The following is a 20,328-nucleotide window of genomic DNA, read 5'->3' on the forward strand; positions in this document are numbered from 1 at the left end:
TTTGTCCTCCTTGTTGCTAAACTTTTTCAGTTACTTTAGAAACTGTTGCTTCATCCTCAGAAATTCGTTCAATATTTGCACCTAATTTTTGAAGTTTTTTATGGAAATTGTAATAGCCACGATCTAAATACTCCAGATGTGTGACTTTTGTTAAGCCTTCAGCACGCATACCTGCTAAGATTAATGCTGCTGCTGCTCTTAAATCTGTTGCTGAAACTTCCGCACCTTGAAGCTGTGTGACACCTTCAATATGGGCAATGTTACCTGAAATATCAAATTTTGCATTCATTCGTTTCATCTCTTCTAAATGTTGGAAACGATTTTCGAAAACTGTTTCAGTTAAGACACTTGATCCATCAGCCAATGTTAACAAGACACTCATTTGCGCTTGCATATCTGTTGGGAAACCAGGATGAGGTAAAGTTTTGATATCAGTTGCAATCAGACGTTTAGGTCCAATCACACGAATTCCTTCATTTTCCTCAACAACAGTTGCACCCATTTCTTTCAATTTTGAAATTAATGGTTTGTTGTGCTCCATCAATCCTTCTTGAATTAAGATATTACCACCAGTTGCAGCTGCAGCAACCATGAACGTACCCGCTTCAATACGATCTTGAACCACTGTATGTTCGGTACCGCTTAATTCAGTCACACCTTCAATACGTAGTGTCTCTGTTCCAGCACCTGTGATTTTAGCACCCATTTTATTAAGGAAAATTGCTAAATCAACAATCTCAGGTTCACGCGCAACGTTTTCAATTGTTGTGATTCCTTCTGCTTTAACAGCAGCCATCATGATATTTTGTGTTGCACCTACACTTGGAAAATCGAGATAAATTCGTGCACCTTTAAGCTTATCAGCTTTAGCTTCTATAAATCCGTTTTCTTGAGTAATAGTTGCACCTAATGCTTGGAAACCTTTTAAATGTAAATCAATCGGACGAGTGCCGATTGCACAGCCACCAGGCATTGCTACTTTAGCATGACCTGTTCTAGCTAATAAAGGACCCATCACGACGATTGAAGCTCGCATTTTAGATACGTATTCAAACGGAGCTTCACAGTTTAATTCTTTTGTAGCATCAACACTAATAATATTTTTTTCTTGATCAAATTCTACTTCAGTATTCAAATGATTGATCATTTGGTTCATCATCAATACATCTGATAAAATGGGTGCATTTTTAACAACTGACACACCTTTATCAGCTAACAAAGTTCCAGCTAATATTGGTAAAACAGCATTTTTTGCACCTTCAATTTTTACTTCTCCGGTAAGTTTATCTGACCGGCGAACAATAATATATCCCATAATTCTCCCTCCAAAAATATAAGGAATTATTTAAACCTTCCCAATTATACCATGGAAAAAAATAAAATGGTATTTTTAATGACTATTCTCATTAATTTCGTTAAACGATTAACCCTTGAATTAAATTTCGTGTCATAAAAATAACATCAAGGAAAAAACTGCTAACTGTGAATCCAATCACAATTGAAAACAAAATGTAAAGTATTTTGATTTTCATGTCATAATTTACACCTTTTTTAAATATTTGATCCATTCGGAGTGATTGTAATGCCCAAAATGATAAATAGATAAAAAAACAATGACTGACAAAAGCAACTAATGTGTCAATTCCATAAATATTAAATCCCATCCTAATCCCTCTCTTAGTATTTATTAATTTGAAAAAAAAAGATAAAGGGAAATCCCCTTTATCTTCTTTTATTAGCTACATTTAATCGGTTAATCGCACGATGTAGTGCAATTTCAGCACGGTCCATGTCGATGCCATGATCACTTGCTTCTTTTGCCGCTGCGATTTTTTCTTCAGCTCTAATTTTAGCTGCTTTCGCACGTGCAATGTCGATATTTTCTTCTGTTTCAGCACTATTCGCAATAATCGAAACAACATTATCACGAATTTCAATAATTCCACCGTTTACTGCGACCCATTCTGATTTATGATCTGAATCATCTTCAAGATCAATCCGAACAGCATCAATCTCTAATGGTGAAATTAACGGCGCATGGTTAGGTAAGACTCCCAATGAGCCTGCTGCAGTATTTGCAACTAAATATTTAGCATGATGGTCAAAAATGATCCCATCAGGTGTTACGATATTAACTACGAAAGAACCCATTTTCATCTCTCCCTATTAATTAATATCCATTTTTTTAGCTTTTTCAACGACCTCTTCGATACGTCCAACGTTACGGAACGCTTCTTCAGGTAAATCATCATATTTACCAGCAAGAATATCTTTGAATCCACTAATCGTTTGGCTTAAAGTTACATAACTACCAGGTTGGCCTGTAAATTGTTCAGCAACGTTAAAGTTTTGTGATAAGAAGAATTGAACTCTTCTTGCACGTCCTACGACAACTTTTTCGTCATCAGACAATTCATCCATCCCTAAGATAGCAATGATATCTTGTAATTCTTTATATCTTTGCAATAAACGTTGAACTTCAGTTGCAACTTGGTAATGTTCTTCACCAACGATACTTGGTTCTAAGGCACTTGAAGAAGAAGCTAATGGATCCACCGCTGGGTAAATCCCTTGTTCTGCATAGTGACGCTCCAAGTTAGTTGTTGCATCTAAATGGGCAAACGCTGTTGCAGGAGCAGGGTCAGTATAGTCATCGGCTGGTACATAAATCGCTTGGATTGATGTAATTGAACCGTCTTTTGTTGACGTAATACGTTCTTGTAATTGACCCATTTCTGTTGCTAATGTTGGTTGGTAACCAACGGCAGAAGGCATACGACCTAAAAGGGCAGATACCTCAGAACCCGCTTGAGTAAAACGGAAAATGTTATCAATAAAGAGTAACACATCTTGTTTTTCTTCATCACGGAAATACTCAGCCATTGTTAAACCTGTTAACGCAACACGCATTCTGGCACCAGGTGGCTCGTTCATTTGACCGAACACCATTGCTGTTTTCTTAATAACGCCAGAGTCCTTCATTTCAAAATAAAGGTCGTTCCCTTCACGAGTACGTTCTCCAACGCCTGAGAATACAGAAATACCACCATGTTCTTGCGCGATATTATGAATTAACTCTTGAATTAATACAGTTTTACCTACACCGGCACCACCGAACAATCCAATTTTACCACCTTTTAAGTAAGGTGCTAATAAGTCGATTACTTTAATACCTGTTTCCAACACTTGTGTGTTTGTACTTAAATCTTCATATTTTGGTGCCTTTGTGTGGATACTTTTCTTAGCCATTGATTCTGGTAATTCTTCACCTAAATCAATTGTTTCACCCAAAACATTAAAGACACGACCTAACGTTTCATTACCAACGGGCACACTAATTGGTTGACCCATTGATACAACTTCCATTCCACGTTGTAAGCCATCTGTTGATTCCATGGCGATCGTTCTTACGACACCATCTCCTAGTTCTAACGTCACTTCAAGAACAACTTTTTGTTTGTTTTCTGATTTATAAACAACTAAAGCATCATTTATATCAGGTAACGATTGATCTAAGGGAAATGATACGTCAACAACCGGGCCAATGACTTGGGCTATTTTTCCTATTTTCATTAATCGTCTTCCTTCCCGTTAATCTTCTAATGCTGCCGCTCCACCAACAATTTCCGTAATTTCTTCAGTAATTGTTGCTTGGCGAGCTCTATTATACGAAATTGTTAAATCATCGATAATATTAGTGGCGTTTTCAGTCGCACTCTTCATTGCTGTCATTCTAGAGGCATGTTCAGCTGTTTTAGAGTCTAGGACTGCTCCATAAATTAAACTTTCAGCATAGAGAGGTAACAGTGTATTCAAAATTGCTTCCTCGTCAGGCTCCATAATATACTCTTGCTCGTAAACTGCTGCCTCACTCGCATCCAAATCGACGATTGGTAGCATTTTTTCAGCACGGAATGCTGAGGAAAGAGTATTTACATGGTGATTATAGCAAACATATAATTCATCAAAAATTTCACTATTGTACATTTGAATCGCAGAGTTCACAATTTTACGCACTTCATCATAGCTTGGATAATCACTTAGTCCTCTTAATTCATATGCAATCGGCATATTACGATGCTTGAAAAATTCTGCACCCGTACTACCGATAGCCATCAAAACAAAATCATCATTTCCATCATGATCATTTTTTAATATCTCTAGTGTTTTTTTAAGAATAGCACTATTGTAACCACCTGCTAAACCTTTATCCGAAGTAATCACGATATAACCTGTTTTTTTAACTGGTCGCTCAACCAATAATTGGTTATACGATTTAAGGTTATTCTCAAAGTTTGGGTCGCTTGTATTAGCGATACCTTCCAATTGAGATGACGCTAAATGCGTGGTAATCGATCTTACTTTTGAAGCATATTCTTGAAAACGTCTGGATGATTGTTCAGATTTCGTCAATTTAGACGCTGCAACCATTTGCATCGCGCTAGTGATTTGACTGGTCTTTTTTGTTGAAGCTATTCTCTTCTTAATATCAATAAGTGAGCCGCCCATTTTCAATCACCGCTTTCTTTGATTATTTCAATTCATCTGCAACTGAAAATTTAGTTGAACTAAAGATTTCTTTAAATTCATCAATTGCTTTATTCATATCTTCAGCTTCCGGTAAGTTATGAGACGTTTTAATTGTATCAAAAATTGCAGGATAGTTGTTTTCAACATACTCACAAAGTTCTTTTTCAAAACGTAAAATATCATTTACAGGAACTGTATCTAAGAATCCTTTTGTTAACGCATATAGAATCAAGACTTGTTTTTCAACAGCCAATGGTTCATGCACATTTTGTTTTAGGACTTCAACTGTACGTTTACCACGGTTTAATTTAGCTTGTGTTGCCGCATCTAAATCAGAACCAAATTGCGTAAAGGCTTCTAATTCACGGTAACTTGCTAAGTCAAGACGTAATGTTCCGGCAACTTGTTTCATTGCTTTAATTTGGGCAGAACCACCAACACGAGATACTGACAAACCAGCATCGATTGAAGGTCTAACACCTGAACGGAACAGGTCGCTTTCTAAGAAAATTTGACCATCTGTAATTGAGATTACGTTTGTTGGAATATAAGCAGAAATATCTCCTGCTTGTGTTTCAACGAACGGCAAAGCTGTCATTGAACCGCCACCTAAATTATCATTTAATTTAGCCGCACGTTCTAATAGACGTGAATGTAAGTAGAAAACATCCCCTGGGAACGCTTCACGACCTGGTGGTCTTCTAAGTAGTAATGAAATTTCACGGTAAGCTGCTGCTTGTTTAGATAAATCATCAAACACAACTAAAACGTGTTTTCCATTGTACATGAATTCTTCACCCATTGCAGTTCCAGCATAAGGCGCTAGGTACAATAATGGTGCAGGTTGAGATGCACTTGCGGATACAATAATTGTATAATCAAGAGCACCATATTTACGAAGTGTTTCCACTTGGTTTCTTACTGTTGATTCTTTTTGTCCAATTGCAACATAAATACAAATCATATCTTGATCTTTTTGATTAATGATTGCATCAATCGCAATTGAAGTTTTACCAGTTTTACGGTCACCAATTACAAGCTCACGTTGACCACGACCAATTGGAACTAAAGCATCAATCGCTTTAATACCAGTTTGTAACGGTTGGTCAACCGATTTTCTCGCCATAACACCAGGTGCTGCAGCTTCGATTGGACGTGTTTTACGAGTATGAATTTCACCAAGACCATCAATTGGTTGTCCTAAAGGGTTAACAACACGACCGATTAAGGCATCGCCAACAGGCACTTCCATAATCTTGCCAGTTCGTTTAACTTTATCCCCTTCACGGATTTGCTCAAACTCACCAAGGATGATAATCCCTACGCTTTCAGCTTCTAAGTTTTGAGCCATCCCAAAGACGCCATTGTCAAATTCTAATAACTCGCCTGACATAGCATTTTCTAAACCGTAAGCACGTGCAATACCATCCCCAACGTATGAAACCGTACCAACTTCATCGACCGTTAGAGACTGTTCGTATTTAGCAAGCTGTTGTTTAATATGCGAACTAATTTCTTCCGCTTTAATACTCATGTATTTCACCTCTCACTTTATCAATGAGTTCTAACCGCGTAACAACTCAGTTCTCACATTTTCTAACTGAGTTCGGATACTTTGGTCGATTACTCGATGCTCAGATTCAACAATCACGCCACCCATAATAGCTGGGTCGATTCTCGGACGTAAAATAACTTTATTCGCATGAAATTGTGTCGCTAGTTTTTCTTCTAGCTCATGACGTTGATCCATTGTTAAAGCAACTGCTGTCGTTACATCGACAAGCACAATGCCGTAATGGTTATAATAAAGCTCTTCAAACGAGTCGATAATCTCAGGAAATTCATCCATACGTCCATAGTCATAAACCGTGTGAATAAATTTTGCGACTGTATCACTGAAGTTTCCTTCTAAATCTTTAATAATATTTACTTTTTCAAAAACAGATAAACGATCATCTGTTAGAATTTCTCCTAAATCGGGAACACGAGAAAAAACGTCACGAAGCTTAAGTAATTCTTGATACACTTCGATTAATTCATTCATCTCTAGTGCTTCAGTAAATATTGCTTTTCCATAAGTACGTGCTACTGCATATTGTCTATTCATCGTTATCGACTCCTAGCTTTTCAATACTTGATTGAATCAACTCTTGATGAGCCGCTGCCGATAATTCCTTTTTCAAAATTTTAGAAGCAATTTGCACTGATAATTCAGCCACTTCTTTTTTTGCATCTTCAATCATTCGATCACGCTCAAGTCGTAAATCTTCTTGACCTTGTAACTTCATTCTCTTGGTATGCTTTTCAGCATCCACAATGATGGCGTGTGCATTATTTTCAGCCGTTTCTTTGGCTTGAGCAATAATAACTTGCGCTTCAGTACGTGCTTTTATTAACTCATCATCACGTTGTTTAGCCAGAGCATTTGCTTCACTGTTTGCTTTTTCTGCATTATCAATATCGTCAGATATTTTTTGTTGACGTTCGTCCATCATGTTGACAATTGGACCCCATGCAAATTTTTTCAAAGCTAGCATTAATACTATAAACGAAACAGTAACAAAAAGAATCGTACTAAGCGTAGTTTGTCCAGAGCTCGCAATCAATAATTGATTGTTCATATCCTTACTACACTTCCTTCCTCGTGTGTCAGTTCTTTATGACACTCTATAGGTGTATTTAAACACCCTATTAGATATTATTTGAAGACTAATAATAATGCGATAACCACACCTAAGATTGGAACCGCTTCAATTAGGGCTACACCGATGAACATAGTTGATCTTAGTTGTCCTGACATTTCTGGTTGACGAGTCATTGACTCAAGAGTTTTTGAAATTACTTTACCATTACCGTAAGCCGCTCCAATAGCTGCTCCGAAAACTGCGATAGCTGCTGCTAAATATTGCATTATTGTTTTCCTCCTAAAAATTGTTTTCTAAATTTAAAAATTGTACTAATGTTCTGTTTCCACTTTATGGGATAAGTAAACCATTGTTAATGTAACAAAGATAAATGCTTGTACACCACCAATGAAGACAGAGAAACCGTCCCAAATTACCGCCATTGGTAGAGCTGCAATGGCCTTAAACGGACCAGATGCACCCAACTCAGCAATTAATGTCAATAACACTTCACCAGCAAAAATATTACCGTATAACCGAAGACCAAGCGTTAATACGTTGGTAAACTCTTCAATTAATTTAATTGGTAACAGAATCGCGGTTGGCTTCATAAAACTATTCACAAAATAGTTTTTAACTCCTTGCTTCCTCAGACCATAATAGTTTGACAAAATAATTGAGATAAAGGCTAATGTTAGTGCCACTAGTGGACCTGCTGTCGGACTCTTCCATAATGATATCTCTCCAGGAAACAATATTACTTTGGTTACTAAACCTAAAAGGTTAGATACCAAGATAAACATAAAGAATGTAAACCCGAGTAAAAGATAGTTATTAACCTCATTCCTCGGAATATTATCGGCTACAATATTACGGACAAAATCGATTAGAAATTCTAACACATTTTGCTTGCCTTTTGGTTTCATTTGAAGATTCCGACTACAAAAATAAACAATGCCAAAAACAATTAAACATGTTAGTACAATCATAATGCAGACTGTCATATCAAAATAAATGCCCCCAATATTTACTATCCAAGATACCTCTTCCATAGACCTCACCCCTTTTCTGTTCTAAATACCTGTCTTACGAGAGTCTTGTAAGAAAAGTTCTTATAAATCGCTAATTTATTGTAAAATAAAAAAGCGACTTTCAATTCGCGAGTTGACTGTCAAGTATTTTGAATCAACTAGGAATATGATACCACCAAATTCGAAATAACACAAAGTAAAATCATGAAATTTCACCCATTTTCATCATATATTTACAAAGGTTTTTGGCGATTTGAGTAAATTTTTGTAACGCGTGTTCTTTAAACAAAAACTTATCTCTATCCTCCTTATCGGTAGAATAAAAATAAGTTTAAGTTGTCGTTATTTTTGACGTTCTCTCAATTCACGATTAATTTCACGTTTCATGTCTTTACGCTTCAAATCTTGACGTTTATCATATTGTTTTTTACCTTTTGCAACCCCAATTAAGACTTTGGCGAAACCGTCTTTGATATAAATCTTTAATGGTACCAGTGTGACACCGGTATTTTTGGTTTCATTAACCAAGCGATTGATCTGACGTTTATGCATCAATAATTTGCGCGTTCTTAAGGGATCATGATTAAACAAATTACCTTGCTCATAGGGACTGATGTGGACATTCATCAGATAAACTTCGCCATTTCTCACTCTAGCAAAGCCATCTTTTAAGTTCACGCGTCGTTGACGAATGGATTTAATCTCCGTTCCTTTTAATACAATCCCAGCTTCAATCGTATCAATGACGGTATAATCATGGCGCGCCTTTCGATTCTGTGCTATTATATTTCCTTCACCTTTAGGCATTTCTATCACCTTCTATTTTTTTGCTTTTTTCTTTTTCTTATTACCTTTTGCGACTTTTTTATAAAAAGGTTGTTTTCCTTTACCTTTGCTTTTGCCTTTTTTACGCGGATGATTGTCCTGCTCACGTTTTGAGCTTTGACCTCTTTTCGGCGAATTCGGTTTATTTTTCGATTGTTTTCTACTATTATAAGTGTTCATTTCTTGAAGCGAAACTTCAAGTGGCTCTGCCGAAATCAATTCAAAATCGATTTCACGAGTCTCAGGATCAGACTTCGTAACTTTAATGACAACCTCTTGACCAATCTTATACACGACGCCTGTTCTCTCACCAACTAGTGCTAAATGACTTTCGAAAAAGTGAAAGTAATCTTCTTTCATTTGGTTGACGTGAATCAAGCCTTCGACAGTATTATTCAATTCAACAAAAATACCGAATTTCGTTATCGACGTTATAATTCCATCAAATTCTTCACCAATCTTATCTTGCATAAATTCAGCTTTTTTCAGACTATCTGTTGCGCGTTCCGCTTCAACTGCACGACGTTCCATTTGAGAACTACGATCTGCAATTTCTGGAATTAAACTATCCCATTTATCCATTGTCTTTTGACTCACTGGTAACTTACGATATTCCTTAATCAAACGGTGAACAAGTAAGTCCGGGTAACGACGAATTGGCGACGTAAAATGCGTATAGTCTTCTGCAGCTAAACCATAGTGACCAACTGGTGTTTCTGAATACTTCGCCTGTTGCATACTGCGTAAAAGCATCATATTAATAACTGGTTCTTCAGGTCGATCTGCTACTTCATCTAACACTTTTTGCAACTCTTTAGGCGCAACTTCCTCTTTTGTTCCCGTAATCATTAAACCAAAGTTTGTTAAAAATTCAAAGAAGCGTTGCATCTTTTCTTCTTTAGGATGTTCATGAATCCGATAAATAAACGGTAATTGAAGTGTCGTATAATGATCTGCGACAGTTTCATTAGCTGCCAACATGAATGACTCGATTAAACGTTCTCCAACTCCTCTTGAACGTAATACAATATCTTCAGGATGACCATCGGAATCAACAATAATTTGTGCTTCACGACTTTCAAAAGAAATTGCACCGCGTCTAGTTCTTTTTTCTTCCAAGATATGATGTAACTCGGCCATATTTTCAAAGAATGGTACCAACTCTGAATATTTAGCTAAAGTTTCTTCATTACTATTATCAAGGATTTCATTAACTGCAGTATAAGTCATACGCGCGGTTGAATGAATCACTCCTTCGATAATGTCATGTGCGACAACCAGACCACTTGGGTCTATTTCCATCTCGCAACCCATCACTAAACGATCAACATCTGGATTCAAAGAACAAATACCATTTGATAATTTTCGCGGTAACATTGGGATCACTCGGTCAGTTAAGTAAACACTCGTTGCACGAGCTAAAGCTTCACGGTCTAACGCACTATTTTCAGTCACATAATGACTCACGTCAGCAATATAAACACCTAAAAAATAGTTGCCATTGTCTAACTTTTTAATGGCCACCGCATCATCTAAATCTTTTGCTTCAGCACCATCAATCGTGACAATCGTTTCTTGACGCAAATCTTTTCGGCCAACCAATTCTTCTGCTAAAACCACATCTGGAATTTTTTCAGCTTCGGCCAAAGTTTCAGGATCAAAATCAGTTGGAATCCCCAATTGTAAGACAATTGACAAGATATCCATACCTGGATCATTTTTATGCCCCACCACTTTTGAGACTAAACCTTCAAAGCTATTGGTATATTCAGGTGCTGGATAGTGAGTAATTTCAACTATCACGACACTTCCATCTTCTGGTTTAATACCTTGCGCCGTTACAAAAACACGATATGATGCTAATTTTTTATCTTTCGGCACGACAACGCCATACAAATGTGATTCGTTAATTTCATCTTCATCAAATAAGGTGAAAATTCCTACCACTTGCGTCGTCCCACGCGTTAAAATATTTTTTACTTTCGCTTCAGCAGCTTTCCCATTCAAAGGATCGCCACTTGTTGTAATCTCAATCTCAACTTGATCGCCTTCCAAAGCAAAATTGGTATCATTTTTAGGAACAAAAATATCTTGGTCTTCACCTTCTACGGTTACGAAGCCAAAACCTCTCTCATTCGCTCGAAACTTACCTTCTAAAGTGGTTTCCTTATTTACCAATCTTACTTTACCTTTTTGATTAAATGAAACGGTTCCTTCACGTTCCATTTGTGCAATCGTTTGAACTAATACTTTAAAATCTTGGCTTTTTTGTAAGCCTAGATTTTCAGCAAGTAGCTCCATTGAAAAAGACTTTTTATTACTATTTTTCATAAATTCAATTATATTTGTTTTAATTGTTGTTTTCACTCTGTCACATCCCATGCTAGTTTACTTAAAAAGTAAATCATATCTTGCTCGAATTGGTGACGATCTTTACTGACAGTCAAAACATGTGTACTCTTAGCGTACCAATGAATTTCGTGATCAAGATGCGCTAATTTTTCAGCAATACGATAAACGTGACTTGCTTCAATCATTTCATCTTGAGCTGACTGTGCTAAAAAGACTGGACAATCAATTTTATCTAAGCCATGATAAACATCTTTGGTTACATCATTGATTAGACTCAATTGTGTCAATAACGGATCCGTTAATTTTTTCAACTCAAATTCAACCTCTTCTTGACTCAAACCCTTTCGGTTAAAGATTATTTCACAATACGCCAAAAAGTTAGGGAAAATATTATGGTTTTCACTTGGAAAAATAGGTGAGCTAAAAGAGCCCCCACCGACGATAACGTCTTGATACTCTTCCATTAACTTTGTTGCAAAAATTCCGCCTAATGACAAACCAAACGTTGCGATTTCCTGATACCCTTTATCGATTAAAAATTGCATCGCATTTCTGGCATCTTGCCACCATTCTAATGGATTTTGGGATAAAATATCACGTGGATCCATTGTTCCATGGCCCGTAAAAAGTGGTGCCAATACTGTATAACCCTCTTTTTCTAATTTACGTGCTAGCATTCTAACATCATTAGGGGTTCCTGTGTAAGCATGAAGTAGAAGAACCGCCTTCGGTCCTTTTGGTAAAAATAATCCATTCATACAACATACCTCCTTTATTTCTAAAATATTCATTTAATAAAAAAAGCCCCTGCACTAACAGGAGACTTTTTATTTTGAAGATAAAAATGCTAATACAATTGCAAGTGCGACCCATAATACACCTAAAACCGCAGTTGCACGTTGCATAAACGCTTCAAATCCTCTAGCTTTTGATTTACCAAACAATTCACTTGCACCACCAGAAAAAGCACTAGCAGCACTATTTTGTTTACTTGGTTGTAACATAACCGCTACAATAATCAAGACAGATAAAATAAGCATAATGACTAATAAGATTTTATCCATACAATACCTCCGTCTTTTACAATCTAATTCTTATCCTACTAATTTTAACACACCCCGTATAAAAAAACTAGATAAAAATCAAAATGGTGAAGCAGACGCTTTGAGATGAGCAGCAAGACAAACATACGAAACTAACGCTTTTTGTCTGAATACTAGAATTGGCTTGGCGCTGAACCCATGCTTCAAAAATATCGACTATCCAAAAAAGTACAACCAACATCTAGAACGAACCATACAAAAAAGCCGACATCTGTCAGCTTTTTCTTTTATCTCTTAACTTCCACCACAAAAGCTTGCCAAGGCTGTAATGAAATATTTTTCAACGTATTTGGTGCTGCCATATTTTTAATCCAAGTTTCTTTAATTTCATAATCAGAAGTAAAGTTTTGCACTTCATTCGAGAGATTAACCACCACTAAAATCTGCTTATTATTATCAGTACGTGTATAAGCGAACACTTTATCTTCAGTGTCTTCCAGTAATGCATAATCTCCCCATATGACTAAAGGTTCCGATTTTCTAAGTTGAATCAGTTTTTGATAGGTATAAAAGATAGAATTCGGATCATTTAAAGCCGCTTCAACATTGATCAGCTCATAGTTTGGATTCACATGTAACCACGGTGTACCTGTCGTAAATCCACCACTCGCATCTTTATTCCATTGTATTGGTGTTCGCGCATTATCGCGTCCTTTGACATTAATCGACTTAATAATATCTTTCGGATCGTATCCTTTCGCAAGGCGATCGGCATACATATTCACACTTTCGATATCCTCAACTTCATCAATACTTGAGACAGGACAATTTGTCATGCCAATTTCCTCACCTTGATAAATGTAAGGTGTACCTTTCATCATGTGTAAAAGAATCGCTAATGCTTTAGCACTTTCAACGCGATAAGTCGTATCATTTCCCCAACGAGAAACAATTCTTGGTGTATCATGGTTGTTCCAAAATAGACTATTCCAACCTTCAGAACCTAAAGACGTTTGCCATTTTGATAGAACCGTCTTTAAATCTTTCATCTCTAAATCCTTCAAATCCCATTTTTCTTGATGCTCTTGTTGATCTAAACCAATATGTTCAAATTGGAATACCATCGACAGCTCTTCTCGAGTTGGATTAGAATATAATTTAGCAATTTCTGGCGTTGCGCCCCATGTTTCGCCAACAGTCATCACATCATGTTTGCCAAACGTTGCATGATTCATCTCTTGCAAATAATCATGTAATTTAGGACCATTACCAGTGATACCTTTATCTGGTTCTTTACCCACGAGATCAATAACATCCATGCGGAAACCACCAATTCCTTTATCTAACCAAAAATTCATCATTTGGTAAACTTCCTGACGAACTTTTTCATTTTCAAAATTCAAGTCTGGTTGTTTTTTACTGAATAAATGCAGATAATACTGGCCACTAGCTTCATCCAATTCCCAAGCACTGCCACTAAAAGTTGAACCTAAATCATTAGGGACGCCACCTGCAACCGGATCACGCCAAACATAATAATCACGATAAGGATTTTCTCGACCTTTTTTAGCTTCCACAAACCAAGTATGTTCATCAGAAGTATGATTAACCACTAAATCCATAATGATTCGGATGTCTCGTTGACGTGCTTTTTGAATCAACTCATCCATATCAGCCATCGTACCAAACTCTTCCATAATGGCTTCGTAATCACTGATGTCATACCCATTATCATCATTTGGAGACTGATAAACAGGACTTAACCAAAGTGCTGTTATGCCTAACTTTTCTAAATAATCTAAACGATTAATAATTCCGCGTAAATCTCCAATACCATCTCCATTTGTATCTTGGAAACTACGAGGATAAATTTGATACACTACCGCTTCTTGCCACCATTTTGTCTTTGCCATCTGACTACCTCATTCTACTTTAATTTTAAATTTACGCTTAATTTCAATAGGTGTCACGTAACACCTATGCTTAAAAAAATAACTGACAATCTTAGTTATACCGTCAGGTGTTGCGAAACACCTAGTGCCAAAACTATAGCACGACAGTTCATCATTGTCAATTATTTTAGAAGCGTTTCCATTTTAATTCAATATTCTTATCGATTGTCCTGGTAGAATTGTTCCTTTCATTTTGATATCCGCTTGATGTTGCTCACCTAAATGAATTGCACTCACTAATAAATTAGTAGCTAGAGACGCTTTTTCTTTCAGATTTTGAAAAACGGAGGCGATTTGCGGTGTAGCGTAGCGACTATAAGGCGTTCCATCGAATCCTGCAATTGAAATATCAACCGCTGCTTTAACGCCTAATCGGGAAAATTCTGCGATTGCTTGAATCGCCAATAAATCTGAAGCAAAAAATAAAACAGTACAGTCCTCAAAATTCGATGCAACCAATGTTTCAATTGCTGATTGATTATGTTGATAAGTTGACTTAAGCCCCTTCAGTTTACCATTGACTTGATATTCTTTAGTCGCCGCCAAGAAGCCTTGTGACCGAAAAGCATCAACTCCAGCCCAATCTTCTGGGTTCTCTGCTTTAGCTAAAAACATTAAATTCTGATGCCCGTTTTCAATCAAATATTTCGTCATTTGATAGGCACCATCATAATCATCTAAGCCAACATTTAATTTTGCTTGATTTTCATCTTCACCATACGTATCTAAAAACACAATTGGTCGTGAAATTCTCTTTTGCCAATCCGCTATATCTTCAGTTCGAGCCCCAGAAACAATCACACCTTCAAGATCCCACATATTAACCAAGCGTACCCCTTCTTCAAAATCAGACACACGATGAAACATCATAAAATAGCCTTGTTCACGGATATGATATTCTAGCGCTTGGATTAACTCGCCATGGTACGGATTATCGTAAAACTGCTCATCTAGAGCGTCTTGATCCTGAATAATAACGCCAATAATCTTAGAACCATGCTTACCTAGCAATCTTCCAGCCATATGTGAGGAATAATCAAGCTCTTTTAAAGCGCTCTCAACTTTTTGTTTCGTTTCAGGCGACACCTTTTCAAAACGACCATGTAAAACATTAGAAACAGTTGTTGGGCTCACACCTGTAAATTTAGCAATATCTTTAATTGTAGGCACTCATATCCTCCTCCTAACTTCTCATTTTTTTAAGTTTAGCAGTTTTCATTATAAGACTCAATTCTAATTCGAAATAATTCCTTATAAGATAAATCGACAGATACAATTTCGATACATTTTTTCTGTAAGCTAACAAATATTGAAAAGAGAGGAGGAACTCCAGATGTTAAAAAAAATATTCTTTTCAATTACTTTTATCGTACTAACAAGTACTGTTGCCTTCGCTGGTTATACTTATTATCAAATTCATTCTACCTTAGATGTCATCGAATCAAGAACTCCTAATACATCAAAACTTAAAGCAGCTCAAAAACAAAATGTATCCGAACTACTCTCACAAAATTTAAATATCTTAATTCTCGGTATCGATAGCGGCGGCTTAGGCAGAACTGATCAAGGACGTTCTGATGCTATCTTTTTAATGAACGCTAATTTTGAAAGTAATAAACATCAATTGTTTAGCTTTGAACGTGACTTACTTGTACCAATCGCTAACTTAGAAAAAGAAGATAAATTAAATGCCGCATATGCTTTTGGAGGACCAGAAACAGCAATACAAACATTGGAAAATTTGCTCAAAATTGATATTCCTTACTATCTTACAATTGATTTTAAAGGATTTGACGACATTTTGAAAATTATTGGCCCAGTAGAAGTCAATAATCCATTAGATTTTGACTACGACGGTCATCATTTTAATAAAGGTAAAATCAAACTTGAACCTCATCAGGCTCTGGCATGGGTACGAATGCGTTATGACGACCCTGATGGTAACCTCGGACGACAACGAAGACAACAAGAGCTGATTAAACAAATCTCATCTCAACTATTAACCATTCAAAATATTTCAACATTACCAAAACTTGCTAATACACTTGGGGATCATGTTCAAACAAACTTGCCATTAAACGAACTTATTCTGGCACTTAATACAAAACTTATTCAATTTGATTTTGCAACGGATCAAGTAACTGGTGACACACAAATGATTGATGGCGGCTCATATGAAATCATCTCTGATGCAGAAATCAACCGCATTCAAACAAAATTGAATCACACTAATTCTTAAGAAATATTAAGAAAATATTTCGGACTTCTCAATCTCTCAGATATTCAAATTTGTTAGAGTAAAAAAAAACCTAAGGAGATTTAAAATGAAAATTTTAATTGCTGAAGACGATTTAAGTATTAATACACTACTTGCAAAAAGTCTTAAGAAACACGGTTATCACCCAATCCCAACCTTCGATGGACTTGAGGCCTGTAACGTTGCTGAAACAGAAACAGTTGATTTCGCGATAATTGATATTATGCTCCCAAAAATAAATGGTTGGGAGCTTTTTGAGTATCTAAAAGAATTTAATATCCCAACAATATTTTTAACAGCAAAAGATCAACCACAAGACAAAATTAAAGGTTTAACGCTTGGTGCAGACGATTATATGACAAAACCTTTTGATATTCTTGAACTCATTGCCCGAATTGAAACAATTCGCAGACGTATTTTCGGCACAAATGCGAGTCAAACTTTGCTTAGATTACCAAAACTAGAAGTGGACACATTCAATAAAAAAGTAACTTTTAAAAATAAAAACATACCGCTGACGCCAAAAGAATTTCAATTACTTTGTGTCTTAGTTGCTCACAATAAAATTGTTTTATCACGCGAACAACTTTATCAAATTGTTTGGAGAAAAGAATTTAATCCCGAAACACGAACGCTTGACTTACACATTCAACGCTTGCGGCAAAAAATGTTCCAAACAGGCGAACTCAGCACAATCTATGGCTTGGGCTATGTTTTGGAGCTTTAGTAATGAAATACTTTGCGAAGATTTACTATTATGTCTTTATTAGTCTGCTTATTTTATTTGGTGTCATTAGTTTTTTTGTTTTAGATCGCACTTTACAAAATACTTTAAAACAAGAAAAAGAAACTGCTATTTCTAAAGAACAGATTGTCTATCTCTTGATTCATTCGAAATTACCAGATATTAAAGAAGAATCTAATTTACATCAACTAGGGGAATTTGTCAGTCAAACGAGTCAAGAACAGTTTATGATCTTTTCTAAATCTGGTGAAAATCTTTACACCTCAAATACCGCCTTAAAAAACTGGAAATTCGAGAAAGAATTTCCAACTAAGGAAGGTAAGTTACTGATTAGTGATATCCACGGTGAACCTAAGAATCGCTATTTAATATTAACTGAAAAAATACCCAATAGTCCCTATTACTTAGCTTACATCGATCCTTTAAAAGACTACAATCGAACGAATCAAGAACTAAAAATGATGTATTTCATGTTGTTGATTGCCATTACGTTTTTGAGTGCTTTAATCGCCCTACTCCTAGCCAATATGTTAGTTAGACCCATTAAACAACTGATTCGTGTTACAACTGACATTACCAAAGGGGAAATCAAACGTCGTGCCCCGGAATATACAACAGATGAATTAGGCGAACTAGGACAAAGTTTGAATCAAATGACTGATAAACTAAATGCCGATATTGATCAGATTACCAAACTGAAAACGGAACAAGATCTTTTTCTTGCGAATCTCTCACATGAAATCCGCACACCCTTAACTTCAATTATTGGCTATTCACAAATATTGCAATGGAGTCCGTTACCTCAAGATGATCTTGAATCAATCCAATTTATTCATTCAGAAAGTCAACGCTTAGCTAATCTTTCAAATGATTTAATAAAGCTTAGTCAACTTGCCACTTATCCGATTGAACTTCAAGAAATATCCACAGAAGCAATCAAAGCGGACCTACACTCATTTATACTTGCAACACTAAAAAAAACACAAATTATCATACTACTAAAAGCAGATACTTTATCGCTCGATAAAAATTTATTCAAGCTATTGGCCTATAATATTTTAAGTAATAGTCTCCGTGTTTTACCTGACGATGGCCAGATTACGATTACAGGCGAACCAACTTCCAAGACAGAGTACACCCTTACGTTCTGTGATAACGGTCCTGGCATTCCTGAACACATTTTAGAACATGTAACAGAAGCTTTTGTCACAACAAATGAAGCACGCGATGATCACCATCTCGGCTTAGGTCTTTCGATTGTCAAAAAAGTAGTAACTTTGCATCATAGTACCCTCCAAATTATGTCATCTCAAAGTGAAGGAACAAAAATTACCGTCACTCTAAAACGAGGAAAATCATTATGAAACATTTAAATCTATTTTTATTTTCAATTTCCGGCATACTCCTAGCAGTATTACTTTTCAGTCCGTCTATCATTGAAAAAAGAAGCTACAATACAAGCGAAAGCTTAACTGTAAATCGCGAACAACTAAATAATAATAAGGCAGAAAAAATACCTGAAAAACTACAACTTATTCAAAAAGCTAATTACAGTTTAGGTCAAACTGCCTTTGATAAAGAAAAAATATTATCCTTAAACACCGCCTTAGATCATTTTCTTGAGAAGGCGGATTTAAAACATGAATCACTTATTATCACGCGAGCTACCCCAAATATCATTAAAGAATTAGTGGTTTGGCAAGTGCAATTCATGTCTTCGACAACCGATATTTCAGGCTCATTTGTCTATGATGAATCATCAGAAAAAATTCTTCAACTTGAATATTTCGGTATCCATCCTTATTCAAATGGCAACGAAAAACAATTGATTACAATCTATTTAGACTATTTAAAGATCGAAGCTCATCAAGAAAAAAAAACACAACAAGTCACAACAATTAAATTGAAAAATGATTATGACATTGCATTTTATATTGCGCCCAAAGTCATTCTTCTTAATTTCCCTCAAGAAAATGACTATCTGAATGAGTAACAAGATACAAAGAAGATACATTTCATTGTTATTCTTTTATTAATGATTAAACTGAAAGGACAAAACAATGAAACGACAACAACATAAAAAAAGAAGAATTATATTTTCATATAGTTTTTTGGGTACTATCATTCTTTTGCTTATTTTAGCAAAAGTCGCAAGTGGAATAGAAAAAGATGGTCTCCTTGAAAACACAACGCAATCTTCAAAAACTAAGGAAGTCACAAAGAAGCAAAGTTCAACTGAAAATAAAGTCATTATTTCAGAGACACTAACAACTTCTAGCCAAACAACCGAATCAACTACAGAAGAACAGAAATTGGAAAAAGCTATTTCATTAACATTTGACGATGGTCCTAGTCCTGTCACATCACCAAAAATTCTCGATACACTAAAATCAGAAAATGTAACAGCAACCTTCTTTTTACTAGGGCAAAATGTTTCCGGCAGTGAACAAATTGTAAAGCAAATCAAAAATGAAGGACATGAAATAGGTAGTCATTCGCAGTCACATCCGTTATTAACATCGCTTGATGAAGCATCTCTAAAAAGTGAGTTTTCAAAAAGTGATACCGCGATTAAAAATGCAACTGGTGAAAAACCACGCTACGTTCGCCCGCCATATGGTGCTGCCAAAAAACGCGAAGCTGAGATTATTAATCGGCCGCTAATCGAATGGTCAGTCGACTCTCTAGATTGGCAATCTAAAAATAAAGCAGCAATTATCCAACAAGTTGTTGCTAATACTTATCCAGGATCAATTATTCTCATGCACGATATTCAACCTGCAACGGCTGAAGCTCTTCCAGATATTATCAAGCAATTAAAAGAGCAGGAATATCAATTTGTATCTATCAGTGAACTACTAGATAATCCGACCGATATTGCCCACTATTTCGGTGCTAATGATCATAAGATTGTTGATTAATTTTAACTAGATAAAAAACAAAGAGACTGTGACCTACTTATGTCACAG

Annotated in this window: 21 protein-coding genes; 5 read left to right on the top strand and 16 right to left on the bottom strand. The window is 36.0% G+C overall.

The window, feature by feature from the left end:
- Window positions 1-16: 16 nt before the first annotated feature.
- From murA to ESZ54_RS02045, 16 genes are all read right to left on the bottom strand, one after another.
- Window positions 17-1,315 (bottom strand): UDP-N-acetylglucosamine 1-carboxyvinyltransferase, encoded by a 1,299-nt coding sequence (gene murA, locus ESZ54_RS01970; protein WP_136135994.1) that lies wholly within the window; start codon window positions 1,313-1,315, stop codon window positions 17-19.
- Window positions 1,316-1,415: 100 nt separating this feature from the next.
- The gene (locus ESZ54_RS01975) at window positions 1,416-1,664 is read right to left on the bottom strand and encodes a DUF1146 family protein (protein WP_136135995.1); all 249 of its coding nucleotides are present in this window, start codon (window positions 1,662-1,664) and stop codon (window positions 1,416-1,418) included.
- Window positions 1,665-1,722: 58 nt separating this feature from the next.
- Window positions 1,723-2,151, bottom strand: a complete 429-nt coding sequence (locus ESZ54_RS01980; protein WP_136135996.1) for a F0F1 ATP synthase subunit epsilon — start codon at window positions 2,149-2,151, stop codon at window positions 1,723-1,725.
- Between the two features lie 15 nt (window positions 2,152-2,166).
- Entirely contained in the window at window positions 2,167-3,573 is a 1,407-nt protein-coding gene (gene atpD, locus ESZ54_RS01985; RefSeq protein ID WP_136135997.1) for a F0F1 ATP synthase subunit beta, read from the bottom strand.
- Between the two features lie 18 nt (window positions 3,574-3,591).
- A complete protein-coding gene (locus ESZ54_RS01990; RefSeq protein ID WP_136135998.1) occupies window positions 3,592-4,509 on the bottom strand; it encodes a F0F1 ATP synthase subunit gamma in 918 nt (305 codons plus the stop codon).
- A gap of 22 nt (window positions 4,510-4,531) precedes the next feature.
- Complete coding sequence (atpA, locus tag ESZ54_RS01995) at window positions 4,532-6,064, bottom strand: F0F1 ATP synthase subunit alpha (protein ID WP_136135999.1); 1,533 nt, start codon at window positions 6,062-6,064, stop codon at window positions 4,532-4,534.
- A gap of 30 nt (window positions 6,065-6,094) precedes the next feature.
- Window positions 6,095-6,637: an ATP synthase F1 subunit delta gene (atpH, locus tag ESZ54_RS02000; RefSeq protein WP_136136000.1), complete on the bottom strand. Its 543-nt coding sequence runs from the start codon at window positions 6,635-6,637 to the stop codon at window positions 6,095-6,097.
- On the bottom strand, window positions 6,630-7,151 hold the full coding sequence (atpF, locus tag ESZ54_RS02005) for a F0F1 ATP synthase subunit B (RefSeq protein WP_136136001.1): 522 nt from the start codon (window positions 7,149-7,151) through the stop codon (window positions 6,630-6,632). Before atpF ends, atpH begins: the two co-directional genes overlap by 8 nt.
- 77 nt (window positions 7,152-7,228) lie before the next feature.
- Window positions 7,229-7,441 carry an ATP synthase F0 subunit C gene (gene atpE / locus ESZ54_RS02010; protein ID WP_136136002.1) on the bottom strand — a complete coding sequence of 71 codons (213 nt, stop codon included), beginning with the start codon at window positions 7,439-7,441 and terminating at the stop codon, window positions 7,229-7,231.
- A 45-nt stretch (window positions 7,442-7,486) separates the two neighbouring features.
- Window positions 7,487-8,206, bottom strand: a complete 720-nt coding sequence (gene atpB, locus ESZ54_RS02015; RefSeq protein ID WP_136136003.1) for a F0F1 ATP synthase subunit A — start codon at window positions 8,204-8,206, stop codon at window positions 7,487-7,489.
- A 321-nt stretch (window positions 8,207-8,527) separates the two neighbouring features.
- Window positions 8,528-8,992, bottom strand: a complete 465-nt coding sequence (smpB, locus tag ESZ54_RS02020) for an SsrA-binding protein SmpB (RefSeq protein WP_136136004.1) — start codon at window positions 8,990-8,992, stop codon at window positions 8,528-8,530.
- Between the two features lie 12 nt (window positions 8,993-9,004).
- Window positions 9,005-11,377, bottom strand: coding sequence for a ribonuclease R (rnr, locus tag ESZ54_RS02025; RefSeq protein WP_275426533.1), 2,373 nt, complete (start codon window positions 11,375-11,377; stop codon window positions 9,005-9,007).
- A complete protein-coding gene (locus tag ESZ54_RS02030) occupies window positions 11,374-12,120 on the bottom strand; it encodes an alpha/beta hydrolase (protein ID WP_136136006.1) in 747 nt (248 codons plus the stop codon). The genes rnr and ESZ54_RS02030 overlap by 4 nt, the downstream gene beginning before the upstream one ends.
- A gap of 69 nt (window positions 12,121-12,189) precedes the next feature.
- A complete protein-coding gene (gene secG, locus ESZ54_RS02035) occupies window positions 12,190-12,426 on the bottom strand; it encodes a preprotein translocase subunit SecG (protein ID WP_136136007.1) in 237 nt (78 codons plus the stop codon).
- Between the two features lie 266 nt (window positions 12,427-12,692).
- Entirely contained in the window at window positions 12,693-14,318 is a 1,626-nt protein-coding gene (locus ESZ54_RS02040; protein ID WP_136136008.1) for a glycoside hydrolase family 13 protein, read from the bottom strand.
- 183 nt (window positions 14,319-14,501) lie between these two features.
- Window positions 14,502-15,527, bottom strand: coding sequence for a LacI family DNA-binding transcriptional regulator (locus ESZ54_RS02045; RefSeq protein ID WP_136136009.1), 1,026 nt, complete (start codon window positions 15,525-15,527; stop codon window positions 14,502-14,504).
- A 163-nt stretch (window positions 15,528-15,690) separates the two neighbouring features.
- Between ESZ54_RS02045 and ESZ54_RS02050 the strand changes: the two genes are divergently transcribed.
- The 5 genes from ESZ54_RS02050 to ESZ54_RS02070 all read left to right on the top strand — a co-directional run bounded on the left by ESZ54_RS02050 (window position 15,691) and on the right by ESZ54_RS02070 (window position 20,280).
- Window positions 15,691-16,596, top strand: a complete 906-nt coding sequence (locus tag ESZ54_RS02050) for an LCP family protein (protein WP_136136010.1) — start codon at window positions 15,691-15,693, stop codon at window positions 16,594-16,596.
- An 85-nt stretch (window positions 16,597-16,681) separates the two neighbouring features.
- Entirely contained in the window at window positions 16,682-17,341 is a 660-nt protein-coding gene (locus ESZ54_RS02055) for a response regulator transcription factor (protein ID WP_136136011.1), read from the top strand.
- Window positions 17,342-17,343: 2 nt separating this feature from the next.
- Window positions 17,344-18,723: a HAMP domain-containing sensor histidine kinase gene (locus tag ESZ54_RS02060; RefSeq protein WP_136136012.1), complete on the top strand. Its 1,380-nt coding sequence runs from the start codon at window positions 17,344-17,346 to the stop codon at window positions 18,721-18,723.
- Window positions 18,720-19,352, top strand: a complete 633-nt coding sequence (locus tag ESZ54_RS02065) for a hypothetical protein (RefSeq protein WP_136136013.1) — start codon at window positions 18,720-18,722, stop codon at window positions 19,350-19,352. Before ESZ54_RS02060 ends, ESZ54_RS02065 begins: the two co-directional genes overlap by 4 nt.
- A gap of 67 nt (window positions 19,353-19,419) precedes the next feature.
- Window positions 19,420-20,280 carry a polysaccharide deacetylase family protein gene (locus ESZ54_RS02070; protein ID WP_136136014.1) on the top strand — a complete coding sequence of 287 codons (861 nt, stop codon included), beginning with the start codon at window positions 19,420-19,422 and terminating at the stop codon, window positions 20,278-20,280.
- Window positions 20,281-20,328: the final 48 nt, after the last annotated feature.

Source organism: Vagococcus silagei (assembly GCF_004795745.1).
GTDB lineage: Bacteria > Bacillota > Bacilli > Lactobacillales > Vagococcaceae > Vagococcus > Vagococcus silagei.